Here is a 14,421-nt window from a genome sequence, read left to right as displayed (position 1 = left end):
TTTGAGGTACAAAAATGCCATTTCTTTTCCAAATATTAGCCCTAGAGCCCGATTTATTAATATGCGTAGCATTTGGTAGTCATGAGTGTATAGCTGATCGTAACTCCAAAGAAGTGGTACCAATCCTTGTCATAGGCATTACCAAAGTTAATTCCAAAAGGCTGATTAGGATTATTGGGATCCTGAAACCTTGGAATTGATGGCTCAGTACTGTCTATTTTGTCTAAATAATCTGTAAAGGTTGGCCGAAAGCCTAATTCCGCTGCTAATGTCCAGCGTTCATCGAGCTGGTACTTGATGCCTCCGCCGAAGGGGATGACTACCGTGCCCAAATTGTATTTAGTTGATACGTTATAAGCAAAGGTGTTGCCCTTTGCAAAAGCTAGTGTATAGCCAATACCAAAGAAAGCATAAGGTGAGAATCGGAACTGGGAATTGCTAGAAAGGTAATCCAGGAAATTAAATTCCATCACCGCCGAAGCTTCCATTATTCCAGCTCTAAATCTACCATCTCTGACTTTTGCCAGTTGATCAATAGGTTTGATGCTATCTGCTCCATTGAGCATGCCTCCAGATATGCCGACACGCAGTGCCCACACATTGTCAAAATTTCTCCTGCCAAACAACGTGACTTGGGGTCCTAATTGGCCCGGGTCAATTTTTCTGATTATATCACCTGAATAGGCAGCGACTCCGATGCCTCCACCGATATCGAATTTCTGTGCTTGTATTTCTGAGGAATACCCCAGAAAAAGCATGGAAAATGCGAGTAAGTAATTGAAAATCTGAAAATTGACCTTTTTCAAGACGATGCAAGATATGAAGTACCTAACGTTTAAAAAACGCATCTCAGTATTTAGCGGGTTAATAATTGTTAAGCTCAAATTGGCTAAGTCTATTATTGGACTTTGATTCAGTTTCTCATGTCAAGACCCCAATTTAGCTTTTGTCTTAGTGTATCAAAGAAATGATAATGAGGCAACTTTACCAATTTTGCTGAAAAGTTCTCCTTTTTCACACTTAGCTTCACTTCCGAGGAAATTGACGTAGATCGTGAATCCAAAGATATTAAGAATTTCTCTGTCCTTCCCTCTATTTCAAAACTGATCTCACTTTCATCAGAAACGATGATAGGTCGCACGTTTAGATTGTGCGGACTTACTGGTGTGATTACCAAATTTTTAGCCTCTGGAGAAATTAATGGACCTCCGCAACTTAGCGAATAGCCTGTAGAGCCAGTAGGAGTAGAGACTATTAACCCATCCGCCCAATAACTGTTGAGATATTTCCCGTCAATATAGGTATGAACCGTGATCATAGACGAGGTGTCGCGTTTATGAATGGTGAATTCGTTTAATCCGAAATTCAAGCCATTGAATAACTTTCGATGACTTTGAAGAGAAATCAAAGTCCTTGATTCTATTTGATAATTGTTATTTGCCAAATCTGCTATGGAATCCGAAATCTTTTCTGTTGCTACCGTGGCCAAAAAGCCAAGCCTGCCGGTATTGAGTCCCAAAATCGGGATTTCGAGCTCGCCGACAAGACACACTGCATCAAGTAACGTACCATCTCCTCCTATAGAAATCACAAAATCCATAGAGGCCATGTCTTCTCGATTTTCCAGTACCCAATAATTCAAAGATTTATTGCCATGCATACGCAATTGCCGATCAAATTGCTCGGTGGCAAATATTTCGAATTGATGCTTGATAAGTTCGGCGAAAAGTGACTGAACGTCCGAGAACAATTCTGCTTTCAGCGCTAAGCCATGAAGGGCGACTTTCATGTCCTAAATATCTAAAAATCTAAGCAAGTTACCGATTCTGTCCTCTTCGCTACTGACACCACTTTCTTCCTGATAATGATCTATGATTTTGTAGCCGAATCGTTCCAGTGTTGCTTTGATGTGTCGAAGTTCAGGTTGATCGAGTTTTAAAGTGAGTTTGATTTTACTGTCATCCAACGGATCAGTTGTAATGAATGAGCTCAGGACTTTGGTGTTTTCCGATTCGATGATTCTGGCGATCTCTGCCAAACTATAATCAGTCATGCTAATAGATAATATCAACACACTGCCCTGCGATTTTATAGAGAGACTGTCTGCAAATGCAGCGATAGAATCCTCCATCGTCACGATGCCCAAGTAGTTTAATTCTCTGTCCAACACGGCCACAATATTGGAATGTTGCTCCGAACTGACGCGCAGCACATCATAAATATGCTTGTCAGAAAATACCCAGCAGTTTTGGTTTTCAGGCTCTATTTCACCAATTAAAGTATCAGGATTATTGATCTCAAATATTCTTTCCTCTTTTATAAATCCCAGAAAAATACCCTTATCAATAACTGGGAGTACGTCAGTTCTGATTTCTTCCATCCATGCCAAAGCCATTCCCGTTTTATCAGAAAGCTTCAAAGGTGGGATCAGATTGTTGATGTATTCGTAGGCGTGCATAGAAGTAAGATAGGGAATGAATTTAGATTTAAAAACGTCGCAGTCCCTAATCTTGTTCCTTTTGGGCGAAATTAAAAGGGTGCTCTTCAGTTTTACAGAAAGAAATTATTGTAAATAATCCCCAATATTACGCCACCGGCGATGATAACCGGCGATGAGATTTTAGTGAACTGAAGCAGTACATAAGTAGCGAGAATAAACAAAATATTCAAGCCATTTGCCTCAAGGGGCTCAAAAAGCAAGTAGGCTGCAGCGATTAGCATGCCGCATGAAACTGCATTAATTCCTTCCAAAGCAGCTCGCACCGGTCGATATTTTTTCAATTGATCCCAAAACCTGATTACGAAGAAAATGAGGAATATTCCTGGAAGAAAAATTCCTGCAGCAGCTATAAACCCTCCAATGAAAAAGCCTGCTGTTCCGAATTCTTTCATAGAAAGAGCTCCCACATAAGATGAAATACTGAATGTAGGGCCAGGGATACCTTGAGAAATCGCGTATCCGGTAAGGAACTCCTCTGAGCTCAGGAAGTGTTTGAAGTCAACAAATTCAGTATATAAATAAGGAACAAGCACTTGACCACCACCGAAAATCAAGGATCCGTTTCTGTAGAAGTTCTCGAAAAGGATGATAGGTTGATATTTAGTGACAGCACCCAACACCGCTGCCGTTATTAGCACTCCACCCCAGAGGTAGAAGTTGGCCCATTCGATTTTTAGTGGCGCATCTTTTTCCAGCTTAGGTTGCTGCTTGTATTTGATAGAGGTGCTTAATCCTCCTATAATCAATAGAACCGGGAAGATATAGGGTGAACTGTAGAAGAATGAAACGAAGGCTGAAATCAAGACTAGAACCATTGCTTCGGTAGTTTTGATCGTTTTGCCGATTATTTTTTGCGCAGCAAAAATGATAAATCCAATCGCCATGGGTTGGATAAATCGTGCGAAATCCAATGCCCCAGGCGTATTTTCCTGAAGAAAATAAATCAGCATTGCCGCGAAAATCATGAGAAGCGTAGCTGGCAAAATCCAGACTATTAGCGCAAGATAGGCCAAGTTTGGGCCGCCAACCCGGTAGGCAATCGCGCATATAAGTTGAGTAGAAGATGGGCCAGGCAGCATATTGCAAAGTGCATTAAGCTCCCATAGCTCATCCTCCAGAATATAGGCTCTCCTGTTTACCATTCGCTCCAGTAGCATCGCAAGAAATGCTTGCGGGCCGCCAAATGCGGTAAGAGAAAGAGTAAAAATGTCTTTCAAAAAAAGATAGTATCGGACCTGCTTTACCGACATCCCCTATTTTCTCAGTCCAAGTTCGCGAAGGCGTTCTTCTAGGAATTCACCCGCAGTAGTATCTTCAAATTGTTTTGGATGATCAGAATCTACGCAGCTTTCAAGGCAAGTGAGATCCATTTTGGAGCGGGGATGCATAAAGAAAGGAATAGAATATCTGCTGGTATGCATCTTCTCTCGAGGTGGATTCACCACACGATGAATGGTGGACTTCAATTTTTTATTCGTCAATCGCTCCAGCATGTCACCTACATTCACTACCAGTTGATCTGGCAATGCGGTAATTGGTATCCATTTTCCATCTCTTCTCAATACTTGAAGTCCATCTGCACTTGCGCCCATTAGTAAAGTGATCAAATTAATGTCTCCATGCTCAGCTGCTCTTACTGCATCAGCAGGCACTTCATCTGGATTTTCGATTGGGAAATAATGAATTTGTCTTAATATGGAATTTCCATGAGCGACTTTATCTTCGAAATAATCTTCCTCCAAATCCAATGAAAGCGCGATAGCTTGAAGCATGGATTTGCCTGCACTCTCCAGAGTTCGATAAGCTTCGTTTGCATCGTTTTGAAATTCAGGCAGCTCCGAGGGCCAGATGTTTGGAGGATATTCTGACTTGATTGGATCAGTATCCGGAATTCGGCTGAGTTCTTGTCCTACATGATAGAATTCCTTTAAATCACCGGTGTTTCTGCCTTTGGCATGTTCTTTTCCCTTTCCTGTGTAGCCCCGTTGAAATCCGATCTCTGGTTTCTCGTAGTTGGACTTGATATCATCCGTTAGCTCGAAGAAGTCTTTGATAGATCCATAGAGTCTTTCCTGGAGATCTTGGGACAAGCCATGGTTTTTGATGGCCACAAAGCCAATGTTCTGATAGGCTTCTCCAAGCTTCTGCACAAAGGCTGCCTTTTGTGCTGGGGTACCAGCAGTGAAATGAGCTAAATCTAAACTTGGGATCTCATCAAATAGAATTTCCATATCTGGATGTATTATAGTTTAAAGTCTAATTTATCTTTAAAATTAAATATCTTTAATCTCAATTTACATGCTGTATGAATAAAATCCTGACTTTACTCCTTTTGATTTGTCTTTTCTCAGCTTGTTCTTCCGAAAAACAGCGAGTGAACGAGGAAGTAGTAGTAATGCCTCCAAGCCAAGATGCTGAAGAGGCTGCTTCCCCAAAAGTGAAATTCTTTCAGTATGAGGACCAAGCTTCCTATCCAGACGCCATTCTTGAATTATACACTCCCTTAGGAAATCAAATCTTCAAGCCCGGAAAGGTGCCCTTTGAGTTTAATGTCAAGAATTTCCCCTTCGACCTGAATGCAACAAAGGAATTTAAGCTTTTCAATATTTTAAATGGAGGAGATCCGGCAGGTTTTTATTCACCAATTTTTCAACGGGATCTTACTGTAGGAAGCTACCGGGTTGTCGCATACTTGGTAGACGAGGAAGGGTTGGCATTGAAGAATTTCGGGAATTATGTGGATAGAGATTTTCAGGTTGGGAATTCTAGTCCTTTTCCGTATTCAGCAGAGCCTTATCTAGCGTTAAATTTTCCTCGTTCTGATCAGCTTTATGAGGTTGGCAGCGAAGTGATTATTGATTTTTTGGTTGTTGGAGGTGATATGAAGTTGGATGGTTTGAAAGTGGCAATTGAGGTGAATGACCTGCGTTATGAAATTGATCACATGGCTCCAGTCAGGATAGAAAATCTTCCTGCAGGCGCTTATCAAGTGAAAGTGAGCTTGCTTCGCTCAGATGGACAGGAGCTGGATGGGCCATTTTCAACTGTGAGTAAAGACATCATTGTTCGCTAACATGCTTATCTTTGAACTTCAATTTCAAAGATTTTAAGATGCTTTTAGTTAATCAGATTCGAGAAAACTACTCCGGTGTACTTACCGGACTTCAAAAAAGAAATTTCCCACATGTTGAAACGGTTTTAAAAACAGTTATCGATTTAGACGATTTAAGGAAACACTATCAATTCCAAAAGGATGATTTTAAGGCTGAAGGAAACTCAATTTCAAGAGAAATTGGACAGCTAATGAAAGAAGGAAAAAAGGAAGTATCCGATGTCATAAAGGTAAGGTCAGCTGATATAAAGGAACGCATAAAAAGGTATGAAGAATATAATATAAAGGCTGAGGCCGATTTGAAAGCCTTGCTTTATACTATTCCAAACGTTCCTCATATTTCTGTACCAGCAGGTAAAACAGCCGATGATAATGAAGTGGTGCTGGAAAATGGAGTGATCCCTACACTACATGCGGACAAACTTCCTCACTGGGACTTGATTAAGAAATATGATATAATCGATTTTGACCTTGGAGTCAAGATCACCGGAGCTGGATTTCCGGTGTACAAAGGAAAAGGGGCAAGGCTTCAGCGAGCACTGATTAATTTCTTTTTGGACGAAGCGCTGGCTCAAGGCTACTATGAGATCCAGCCACCAATTTTGGTGAATGAAGATTCTGGCTATGGCACTGGCCAACTACCGGATAAAGAAGGGCAAATGTATTTTGCTGATGCTGATAAGTTGTACTTAATTCCAACTGGGGAAGTACCAATTACGAATATCTACCGCGATGTGATTCTTTCTGAAAGTGATCTGCCAATCAAAAATGTGGGTCATTCACCGTGTTTTCGTAGGGAAGCTGGAAGCTGGGGCGCTCATGTGAGAGGATTGAACAGACTTCATCAGTTTGACAAAGTGGAGATAGTACAGATCACCCATCCTGATAAATCCTATGAAACTTTGGAAAGTATGAGCAGCTATGTGCAAGGACTTTTACAAAAGCTTGAATTGCCTTATCGAGTACTAAGGCTGTGTGGAGGTGATATGGGCTTTACTTCTGCGCTGACCTACGACATGGAAGTATTTTCTGCTGGGCAAGAAAGGTGGCTAGAAGTGAGTTCTGTTTCCAACTTTGAAACTTACCAGTCTAATCGATTGAAGTTGCGTTTCAGAGGCGAGGACAAGAAAATTCAACTTGCACATTCGTTAAACGGAAGTGCTTTGGCTTTGCCTAGAATAGTTGCTGCTATCTTAGAAAACAATCAGACACCTGATGGTATCAACATGCCGAAGGTGCTTCATCGGTACTTGGGATTTGATATGATTTCTTAAGAAATAGGACTATAAAAAAAGCGTGAAGATAAATTCTTTACGCTTTTTTGCTTTTAGGCTATCCTACATTTTCTTCAAAAAGTCTTTCTAGGGTTTTTTCCAGATCTTCTGCATAGCCTGAATGTGGACGGGAAGTCTGGATAATGGAGCTTCGCACTGCCGTGAGCCATCTGAACCTTGAAGCTAAATCCATAGAAGCGATATTGCCTCCATTGACCGAGCCAGTGCATATTTTTTGGAAAGAAGCCAGATTCAGCTGGATCATTTCCACATCAGCAAGTGGGTCAAGCATGAGTAATTTCCTGGAATCCAGATGAAGCTTGCACGCAAGAAAGTCTCTTTTCCAATGACAAATTACTACCCCGACATTGATGAATTCTTCTCGCTCCACCCGCGGGACTACGCGAATGATCGCATATTCATATAAGTGCTGTTCTTGCATCTTGAGCGTCTTTTATGAATTGATCTGAATAGGAAAGGCGGAGATCCAGGAAGTTTTGATAAACCTGCCGAATCTCGGTTGCATCCTCGGAGTCGCCGCCAGCTAATAGCCACTCTTCGGGAATTGTATTTACGATTGCTTTGATTTTTTCTGGTGTCAAAATCTTTTTAAAGGCTTCATTCACGACTTCAAGCTCGGAAGCTAGGGGAAGCAGCACATGGTTTTTGATAATCGGAAATGGACCTTCGGCATTTTTCTTCCAATTGACCCAAGCATGCTGAAATAAAAATGAAGCGCCATGATCGATCAACCATAGCTCTCGATTCCAAAGAAGCATATTCGTATTTCGAAACGTCCGATCCACATTCGTAATAAACATGTCCAGCCAAACAATTTTCGAAGCCATATGCGGATCTGTGCTCATTGCAACTGGATCGTAATTCATGGCACTGGATAAGAAATGCAATGCAAGATTTAGCCCTTGACTTCCTTTCAGTAGATCTTGGATTTCTTCGTCTCCCTCAGATCTGCCAAAAGCAGGATCTAAATTCGCAAATACTAATTCAGGTACTTTCAATCCCAAGGCTCTTGCGATTTCTCCTCCCAGCAGTTCTGCGATAAGTGCCTTTTCTCGCTGGCCAGCTCCGCGGAATTTCAGCACATATTTGAACCCATCATCTGCGTCTGCAAGAGCAGGCAAAGAGCCACCTTCCCGTAGAGGTAAGATATAACGGGTCACGTTTACCGTGCGTAGATTTAGTTTTTCATCCATTAGATTTCTATTTGAGACGGGATGGTCTGCAAAGAAAAAGTGTCTGAACGACAAGATTCCGGACTGAAATACCGAACAATATCTCAGCTATCAAAATTGTTGCGAGGTTGTTAGCGTATTCAGATTAATTCTTCTACGTGCTTTTGGATGTTTTCCGATAATTTCCCCATCGGCAAGTCATTCTCATCTGTGCCAAAGGGCTCTTCTATTTCTTCGGCAATCAATTCCAAACTGGCCAAAACGTAAAAAATGAAAGTCACGATGGGAGCGGCATAATATCCCAATGAAAACACATAGCCTAGCGGCAAAGTAGCAATATAAGCCAAAATAAATTTTTTTATAAATGAGCTGTAGGAATACGGAATCGGCGTGTTCTTTATCCGTTCACAAGCGCCACAGATATCTGTGAAAGACATCAACTCTTGATTCAGTACGATCAATTGGTCGCCGGTGATTTGCCTAGCTTTATATAGGTCATTTACCTTGGCAAATAGTAATTTAGCGACTTGATTGGGAACATGTTTTTCTGGGTCGATTTCTGGCTTTATCTCCTCATCTTCCTTATCATCCAGCATATAGAGGGTCACTTTGGATTGTAAATGCTCTTTCAGTGCAAATGCATAAATGGGGATAGTTCTTCTAAAAAATTTTCTTGATTCTTCATCTGAATTATCTAGAATTCCCGCTAGTTTGAGTGCGAGATTTCTGCTAGTATTCACCAATTGACCCCAAAGTTTTCGTCCTTCCCACCATCTGTCGTAAGCGGTATTCGTCCGAAAAACCAATAAGAGTGAAATCACAAAGCTCAATAAGCTGTGCATGATAGGGATATTCTGCACCCAGCTATTCTCTCCGATTTTTAGATAGTCCATTTCCAGCCATGCAATACCTAGGGAGTAGATAAAAATAATGAGCATAAATGGGCCAAGCTTGATTAGCGTGTCAGATTTTTGGATCAAAAATATTACCTTAAACCATTCCTTGGGATTGTATCCTTTCATAAAGTATTGAAAAGTGTTTTTTTGCTGAAAGAAGGAAAATAAGAATTACGCTGCTTTTATCACAAGCTTGAAAAGCCTATTTATCAGAGATTAGTTGCTGATGAATTTTCAAAACCTGCGGAATCAAAAGTTTGTTGTCTGTATTCTTAATTACAAAATCTGCTAATTCGTTTTTTTGCTCGTCTGGAAGTTGCTGATTGATGATTTGATTCACCTGCTCTTCAGAGCGAAAAGAATCTCTCATCAGCGTTCTTGCGATGCGGACTTTCAGAGGCGAACTCACATTGATTACAAAATCAAGGGCTTTATTATTTCCTGTCTCAAAGATCAAAGCCGCTTCTTTTAATACATAGGGAGTGTTTTGGGTAGATGCCCAATCAGAAAAATCCCTCCCAACAGCAGGATGAACAAGGGAGTTAACAGTCTTGACCTTCTCAGGATCGGAGAAGACCTCCTTTGCCAGAAAGCTTCTGTCCAATTTTCCCTCAGAATCATAAGACTCAGATCCAAATGCCTCTATAAGCTGTTTTTTAAGGATTTCATCATTAACCATTAGCCATTTTGCCCGGTCATCGGCAAAATAGATGGGAATACCGAGTATGGAAAAAATCTTTGCCACAGTGGATTTACCCGATCCGATTCCCCCAGTAATACCCACTAAAACCGGAGTGCGATTACTCATATTTTAGCTTTAGAATTGCGGGTACGGCCACCACTTTTTCGAGGTAAGCTGGCTTTGGCTTCACTTGTACGGTAAGCGTACTGTCTTCCTTGTTTCTTTTGTAATAATCCAAAACAGCTTCGAATTCTAACTCCTTTAATTCAGATGATTTTCGCTGATCTACTAGATACGATATCATAATTGTCACATCTTCATTCGCTAAGGAGACAGATTTCGGGAAATTTATTTTTTTGATCTTTAGCCTTTTATTTCCTTCAAGAAATTCAATTACTTCAAATTTCACATTTATTTCTTCCTCCTCTATTTGTACCAGTTCACCCCAGGCTTCAGGTTCCGCAAGAGAGATTTCTTTGTCAATCGATTTGTTTATGCGGCTTTCGTCAAGAAAGATTCGGAAGCTTCCGGTGAGGCTGTCTAGCATTGAACTAGGGCCTCTCAGGGTGATGGACTCAGGGCTAAAAGAAATCTGATCAATAATCCTGAAGTTCTTTGCCATAGAGAAGCTCATTGAGTCCAGGACTGGTTTCAATTTGACGGTTGTGATTTTATCAATGTTAAACTTTAGGGAGTCTTTTAGCACTGAAACGAGCTGGGTAGGAGAAAGGAAATCTCCTAGAGATCTTTTCAGATCTGCAGTAAGAATGTAATTAGTGGAGGCAGGATTGTTGAGTTCTACTTGGTAAGAATCGTTGTTGAAATTGAAGTACTTCCTCAGCAGATCCCAGCCATTTCCAGCGATTTCTATTTCCAGAGTTTTTGGTAGACTGGCTACCGCTACGAACTCATTTTGGTCATAAATTATTTCTACTGGGAAATCGACAATAGTGTTGTAATCGTCCTTATTCAGGGCGTTTAAAATCCAAAAAGTGGTAGCTGCTGCAATGCAGAGAACTACCACTTTTAGATTAGAGAGTTTTTTGGGAGAAAACCTGTTGGAGGCTTTTTTAGTTTCCGGCAAAATTCAATTTATTTTTTTGTTTCTGTCTTCTTAGAGAAATCAAGAGAAATGGCAGATTTTTCCACTTTAACTTTAAGGCCTCTATCAAGTTCTAGCATTACGGCATCGCCCTCAACAGAACTTACTTTGCCATGAAGTCCACCGATAGTCACTACTTCATCTCCTTTTTTTATTTCTTCTATAAATTTCTTGCTTTCCTTTTGTTTCTTTTGCTGAGGTCTGATCATGAAGAAATACATAATCAAAATGATAGAACCAAATAGGAAAACTTGTCCTAAAATTCCGCTACCACCTCCAGCAGCTTGAGCTAATACTGTAGAAATCATAATTATCGTTTAACCGGGCCAACTGATGCGGCCGCGCCTGCAATTTTTGGAGTTACTGTGCCTTTCAATCTCAGTCTAGTAACGCTAGGATTAGTATTAGCTTGAATACTCACAGTAGGAGCTTGAGCGCCAGACTTTGCGGAAGAATTAAATACTACTTTCACAAATCCCTCTTCACCTGGTTTTACCGGAGCTTTTGTCCAATCAGGGCTGGTACAACCACAGGAAGCTGTGATGTTAGATATTACTAATGGCGCTTGGCCATTATTAGTGAATTTGAATAGATGCTCTATAACTTCACCTTCCTTGATAATCCCAAAATCATGTTCAATCGCTGGAAACTCAAATGAACCCAAAGTAGCCGCATCAGCCACCTGAGTAGCTTGTGCATTGACAGGGGTTACGGCAGTGTTACTTGTTTCTAATTGAGCGATTTTATCTTCAAGAGCCTGAATCTTGGCATCCTGTTCACTTTTTTGGTTACAGGAAGTTCCCAATGCAAGCATGACAGCACAGACCGTCATATTCATTACGTTGATTTTCATAGATTAATTATTTCCTTGATTGATTTGATCTATTAATTTATTAACGTCACTAAGCAGGTTTTCTGCTTTGTTTTTTGCTTCGGAGATTACTCGCTTACCCTCGGTCTTTGCCTCGTTTAAGTGCATCTCTTTTCCATCTACTAGGTCGTCAATCAACTCTTCCAGCTCTTTCTTATATTTGGAAAGTTTGAAGGTAAGTCGATCGCGGGTGTTTGTACCGGTATCAGGTGCAAAAAGTACCCCAAGTGCTGCGCCCGCGCTTGCACCGATTAGGAATGCGATGAGTGTGTTACTGCTCTTGCTCATAGTTATTTTATTTATTGTCCAAAAGGCCTCTACCGCTCTTACGGATTTCTCCGTTTTCGGTTAACTCTTTTGCCATTACATCCAACAAACCGTTGACAAATTCCTTGCTTTTCGGTGTGCTGTAGGTTTTAGAGATATCTATATACTCGTTTATACTTACTTTAACAGGGATGCTTGGGAAATTTTTCATTTCCGCAACTGCCATGGAGATAATCACTTTATCTGTAAAAGCTAGTCTGTCAATATCCCAGTTTTTAGTTTTTGAAGTGATAAGAGCCTTGCTGCTGGCATCATTTTCAATGGTGAAGTTAAAGATATTTTGAAAGAACTCCTTATCCTCTTCCCAGTTCATCGCAATCTCAGGCATTTCGCTTTCATTTTCCTCATTGAGATTGGCTGCATTTTTTAAAACCTTGGAAGCTAAGCTTCTCACCACTGATTTGTCCTCTGTCCAGTTCAAGTCTTTTTCAGAGAAGAAATTCAAGACCACTTCATTCTTGAAAAGGACTTTTTTCAGCAAATCATCCACTAAGTCAAAATCCTGCGCCATCGTAGGACTCTCCAATTGCAGGTAAGCTTGATATTGCTCCGAGGGCTTCACGTAGTCTCTAAACCATTCTTTGATTTCCAGCTCTACATCATCCAGATTCACATTGTTTCTAGCAATAGCTGCTCTATAATAATCGGATTCGCGGAGAGATGCCAGTACTTGATTGTTTGGGAAATTCAGTTCATTCCCAAAACCAACTGGATTATTACCCGCAAACCTCTTCTTCTTCTCAATCTCTTTTTCTACATGCTTTGCAAAAGCCTGTAAAAGCTCAATAGCTAATAAATACAACTGAGGAATGCGCTCGGCAGATACCACCATATTTTTTAGCAGAAACTGGTGATCCTTTTCGTTTGCTTCATGAAATTTTTTCAAAGCATCCAAAACCACCTGTTTCACCTTAGGACTTGCATCACTCGACTTGAGTAGATCTCTGGAAGTAAGATTAAGTTTGAAAAGCTTAATTGCTTCCTCAGCTTCTTTGTTAAGTGCGGTTTTATCTTGCACCTCCATGCTATTCAAATCCGGTAAAAATGACGCGCGGATAAAATCTTTCGAAAGGTTGAGGTTGGACCCTTTGCACTGCTCGTATGCATATAGGTTTTGAAAAGCCTTTACTCTTAGTATTCTTCTGTTTAGCATGTCTTCGAAATGAGTTGCAAATATAGGTAATTTGATGGGGCTATTACCTAGTGGTGTTAGACAAAAAAACCACCGGAAGCCTTTCGCGGTGGTTTTGATGAGGATGTTTGATTGATTAGAAAGAAAGCTTCACTCTTCCGATAGCTTCAATTCTAGCTTTTGCTGTCTCGATAGCAGCTTGCTGAGCCGGGATATTTTCCTTTTCAGATTTATTCAAAATACCCAAACAGGTGTCGTAGATTTTCTCTGTTTGCTTGTAAACGGTCTCTCTATTGTAGCCGCCTAAGTACTCAGCACCTACATTGATGACGCCACCAGCATTGATCAGGAAGTCTGGTGCATACACGATTCCTTTTTTTACCAATATTCTACCATGCTTAGCTTCGTCTTTCAATTGGTTGTTAGCACCTCCAGCGATCACAGCACATTTCAAACGGTCTATGGTCTGATCATTGATAGTAGCACCTAGCGCACATGGAGAAAAGATGTCCATTTCCAGATCATAGATCACATTTGCATCGACTACCTGAGCGCCTGTAGCTTTTGCGACAGCCTTTAGTTTGTCTTCGAAAATATCAGTCACCAACACATTGGCACCTTCTTTCACCAAATGCTCTATCAAGTATTTGCCTACTTGGCCCACCCCTTGGACACCGATTATTTTCCCTTCCAAAGACTCTAAGCCAAATGCTTTCTTTGCAGCGGCCTTCATGCCCATATACACGCCATAGGCTGTCACTGGCGAAGGATCTCCACCGCCGCCTTTGATCTCAGGAAGTCCAGTCACATGGCGCGTTTCCAATCCAATCAGCTCCATGTCAGAAGTGTTCATGTTGACGTCTTCAGCTGTGACATATCTTCCGCCAAGACTCTGAACAAATCTCCCGAAACGTCTGAGGAAAGCTTCATTTTTTAATTTTGGATCACCCAAAATCACGGCTTTACCACCGCCGAGATTAAGTCCGGCTAAAGCGTTTTTGAATGTCATTCCTCTGGAAAGCCGAAGAACATCCGTAATCGCTTCTTCTTCAGAAGCATAAGGCCACATGCGGGTCCCACCCAATGCAGGCCCCAAGGTGGTGTTGTGAATTGCGATCAATGCCTTTAGGCCGGTTGCTTCATCATGACAGATCACTAGTTGCTCGTGATCCATCGTGGTGATTTGGCCAAAGATTGAACCTTCACGTACTGTTTCGGTTGCTTTAATCTCTAACATGTGAACTTAGCTTTTTAGAATGTGTTATATTTGGGTAATCCTGACGAATAATAGCCGATACAAAATTAAATACTTTTATTGGCCTTCAAAGGATT

Annotated in this window: 17 protein-coding genes; 2 read left to right on the top strand and 15 right to left on the bottom strand. The window is 41.0% G+C overall.

The annotated features are described in order from the left end of the window. Positions 1 to 56 precede the first annotated feature (56 nt). From porG to BVH04_RS04060, 5 genes are all read right to left on the bottom strand, one after another. Positions 57 to 806 (bottom strand): type IX secretion system protein PorG, encoded by a 750-nt coding sequence (gene porG, locus BVH04_RS04080; protein ID WP_086540054.1) that lies wholly within the window; start codon positions 804 to 806, stop codon positions 57 to 59. A 107-nt stretch (positions 807 to 913) separates the two neighbouring features. After that, on the bottom strand, positions 914 to 1,789 hold the full coding sequence (locus BVH04_RS04075) for an NAD kinase (RefSeq protein WP_086540053.1): 876 nt from the start codon (positions 1,787 to 1,789) through the stop codon (positions 914 to 916). Between the two features lie 3 nt (positions 1,790 to 1,792). Next, positions 1,793 to 2,458 (bottom strand): CBS domain-containing protein, encoded by a 666-nt coding sequence (locus BVH04_RS04070; protein WP_086540052.1) that lies wholly within the window; start codon positions 2,456 to 2,458, stop codon positions 1,793 to 1,795. Between the two features lie 92 nt (positions 2,459 to 2,550). Then, complete coding sequence (gene chrA / locus BVH04_RS04065) at positions 2,551 to 3,750, bottom strand: chromate efflux transporter (RefSeq protein WP_086540051.1); 1,200 nt, start codon at positions 3,748 to 3,750, stop codon at positions 2,551 to 2,553. Between the two features lie 3 nt (positions 3,751 to 3,753). Then, complete coding sequence (locus BVH04_RS04060) at positions 3,754 to 4,731, bottom strand: isopenicillin N synthase family dioxygenase (RefSeq protein WP_086540050.1); 978 nt, start codon at positions 4,729 to 4,731, stop codon at positions 3,754 to 3,756. A gap of 74 nt (positions 4,732 to 4,805) precedes the next feature. Between BVH04_RS04060 and BVH04_RS04055 the strand changes: the two genes are divergently transcribed. Together BVH04_RS04055 and serS are read left to right on the top strand one after the other, a co-directional pair. Beyond that, positions 4,806 to 5,573, top strand: a complete 768-nt coding sequence (locus BVH04_RS04055) for a hypothetical protein (protein WP_086540049.1) — start codon at positions 4,806 to 4,808, stop codon at positions 5,571 to 5,573. A gap of 38 nt (positions 5,574 to 5,611) precedes the next feature. Beyond that, a complete protein-coding gene (gene serS, locus BVH04_RS04050; RefSeq protein WP_086540048.1) occupies positions 5,612 to 6,886 on the top strand; it encodes a serine--tRNA ligase in 1,275 nt (424 codons plus the stop codon). Between the two features lie 58 nt (positions 6,887 to 6,944). Here serS and BVH04_RS04045 read toward each other — a convergent pair whose 3' ends face one another. The 10 genes from BVH04_RS04045 to BVH04_RS04000 form a co-directional block, all read right to left on the bottom strand. Beyond that, positions 6,945 to 7,328: a DUF3037 domain-containing protein gene (locus BVH04_RS04045; RefSeq protein WP_086540047.1), complete on the bottom strand. Its 384-nt coding sequence runs from the start codon at positions 7,326 to 7,328 to the stop codon at positions 6,945 to 6,947. After that, entirely contained in the window at positions 7,306 to 8,100 is a 795-nt protein-coding gene (locus tag BVH04_RS04040; RefSeq protein ID WP_086540046.1) for a HipA family kinase, read from the bottom strand. The genes BVH04_RS04045 and BVH04_RS04040 overlap by 23 nt, the downstream gene beginning before the upstream one ends. A 119-nt stretch (positions 8,101 to 8,219) precedes the next feature. Next, the gene (locus tag BVH04_RS04035; RefSeq protein WP_086540045.1) at positions 8,220 to 9,101 is read right to left on the bottom strand and encodes a bestrophin family protein; all 882 of its coding nucleotides are present in this window, start codon (positions 9,099 to 9,101) and stop codon (positions 8,220 to 8,222) included. 76 nt (positions 9,102 to 9,177) lie between these two features. Further along, positions 9,178 to 9,783 carry a dephospho-CoA kinase gene (gene coaE, locus BVH04_RS04030; protein WP_086540044.1) on the bottom strand — a complete coding sequence of 202 codons (606 nt, stop codon included), beginning with the start codon at positions 9,781 to 9,783 and terminating at the stop codon, positions 9,178 to 9,180. Next, entirely contained in the window at positions 9,776 to 10,741 is a 966-nt protein-coding gene (locus tag BVH04_RS04025) for a YbbR-like domain-containing protein (RefSeq protein ID WP_086540043.1), read from the bottom strand. The genes coaE and BVH04_RS04025 overlap by 8 nt, the downstream gene beginning before the upstream one ends. 8 nt (positions 10,742 to 10,749) lie before the next feature. Next, positions 10,750 to 11,067 (bottom strand): preprotein translocase subunit YajC, encoded by a 318-nt coding sequence (gene yajC / locus BVH04_RS04020; RefSeq protein ID WP_086540042.1) that lies wholly within the window; start codon positions 11,065 to 11,067, stop codon positions 10,750 to 10,752. Positions 11,068 to 11,069: 2 nt separating this feature from the next. Beyond that, on the bottom strand, positions 11,070 to 11,612 hold the full coding sequence (locus BVH04_RS04015; protein ID WP_086540041.1) for a DUF1573 domain-containing protein: 543 nt from the start codon (positions 11,610 to 11,612) through the stop codon (positions 11,070 to 11,072). Between the two features lie 3 nt (positions 11,613 to 11,615). Next, on the bottom strand, positions 11,616 to 11,918 hold the full coding sequence (locus tag BVH04_RS04010) for a YtxH domain-containing protein (RefSeq protein WP_086540040.1): 303 nt from the start codon (positions 11,916 to 11,918) through the stop codon (positions 11,616 to 11,618). A 7-nt stretch (positions 11,919 to 11,925) separates the two neighbouring features. Then, positions 11,926 to 13,110, bottom strand: coding sequence for a transcription antitermination factor NusB (gene nusB, locus BVH04_RS04005; RefSeq protein WP_086540039.1), 1,185 nt, complete (start codon positions 13,108 to 13,110; stop codon positions 11,926 to 11,928). Between the two features lie 115 nt (positions 13,111 to 13,225). After that, positions 13,226 to 14,326 (bottom strand): Glu/Leu/Phe/Val dehydrogenase dimerization domain-containing protein, encoded by a 1,101-nt coding sequence (locus BVH04_RS04000; protein WP_086540038.1) that lies wholly within the window; start codon positions 14,324 to 14,326, stop codon positions 13,226 to 13,228. Between the last annotated feature and the right edge of the window lie 95 nt (positions 14,327 to 14,421).

Source organism: Algoriphagus antarcticus, from assembly GCF_002150685.1.
Lineage (GTDB): Bacteria > Bacteroidota > Bacteroidia > Cytophagales > Cyclobacteriaceae > Algoriphagus > Algoriphagus antarcticus.
This window is presented reverse-complemented; position numbering and strand designations above follow the sequence as displayed.

Excerpts from the sequence above, each read along its gene's own strand:
- BVH04_RS04075 (WP_086540053.1), bottom strand. The coding sequence starts at position 1,789 with ATGAAAGTCGCCCTTCATGGCTTAGCGCTGAAAGCAGAATTGTTCTCG.
- BVH04_RS04070 (WP_086540052.1), bottom strand. The coding sequence starts at position 2,458 with ATGCACGCCTACGAATACATCAACAATCTGATCCCACCTTTGAAGCTT.
- chrA (WP_086540051.1), bottom strand. The coding sequence starts at position 3,750 with ATGTCGGTAAAGCAGGTCCGATACTATCTTTTTTTGAAAGACATTTTT.
- BVH04_RS04060 (WP_086540050.1), bottom strand. The coding sequence starts at position 4,731 with ATGGAAATTCTATTTGATGAGATCCCAAGTTTAGATTTAGCTCATTTC.
- BVH04_RS04055 (WP_086540049.1), top strand. The coding sequence starts at position 4,806 with ATGAATAAAATCCTGACTTTACTCCTTTTGATTTGTCTTTTCTCAGCT.
- serS (WP_086540048.1), top strand. The coding sequence starts at position 5,612 with ATGCTTTTAGTTAATCAGATTCGAGAAAACTACTCCGGTGTACTTACC.
- BVH04_RS04045 (WP_086540047.1), bottom strand. The coding sequence starts at position 7,328 with ATGCAAGAACAGCACTTATATGAATATGCGATCATTCGCGTAGTCCCG.
- BVH04_RS04040 (WP_086540046.1), bottom strand. The coding sequence starts at position 8,100 with ATGGATGAAAAACTAAATCTACGCACGGTAAACGTGACCCGTTATATC.
- BVH04_RS04035 (WP_086540045.1), bottom strand. The coding sequence starts at position 9,101 with ATGAAAGGATACAATCCCAAGGAATGGTTTAAGGTAATATTTTTGATC.
- coaE (WP_086540044.1), bottom strand. The coding sequence starts at position 9,783 with ATGAGTAATCGCACTCCGGTTTTAGTGGGTATTACTGGGGGAATCGGA.
- yajC (WP_086540042.1), bottom strand. The coding sequence starts at position 11,067 with ATGATTTCTACAGTATTAGCTCAAGCTGCTGGAGGTGGTAGCGGAATT.
- BVH04_RS04015 (WP_086540041.1), bottom strand. The coding sequence starts at position 11,612 with ATGAAAATCAACGTAATGAATATGACGGTCTGTGCTGTCATGCTTGCA.
- BVH04_RS04010 (WP_086540040.1), bottom strand. The coding sequence starts at position 11,918 with ATGAGCAAGAGCAGTAACACACTCATCGCATTCCTAATCGGTGCAAGC.
- nusB (WP_086540039.1), bottom strand. The coding sequence starts at position 13,110 with ATGCTAAACAGAAGAATACTAAGAGTAAAGGCTTTTCAAAACCTATAT.
- BVH04_RS04000 (WP_086540038.1), bottom strand. The coding sequence starts at position 14,326 with ATGTTAGAGATTAAAGCAACCGAAACAGTACGTGAAGGTTCAATCTTT.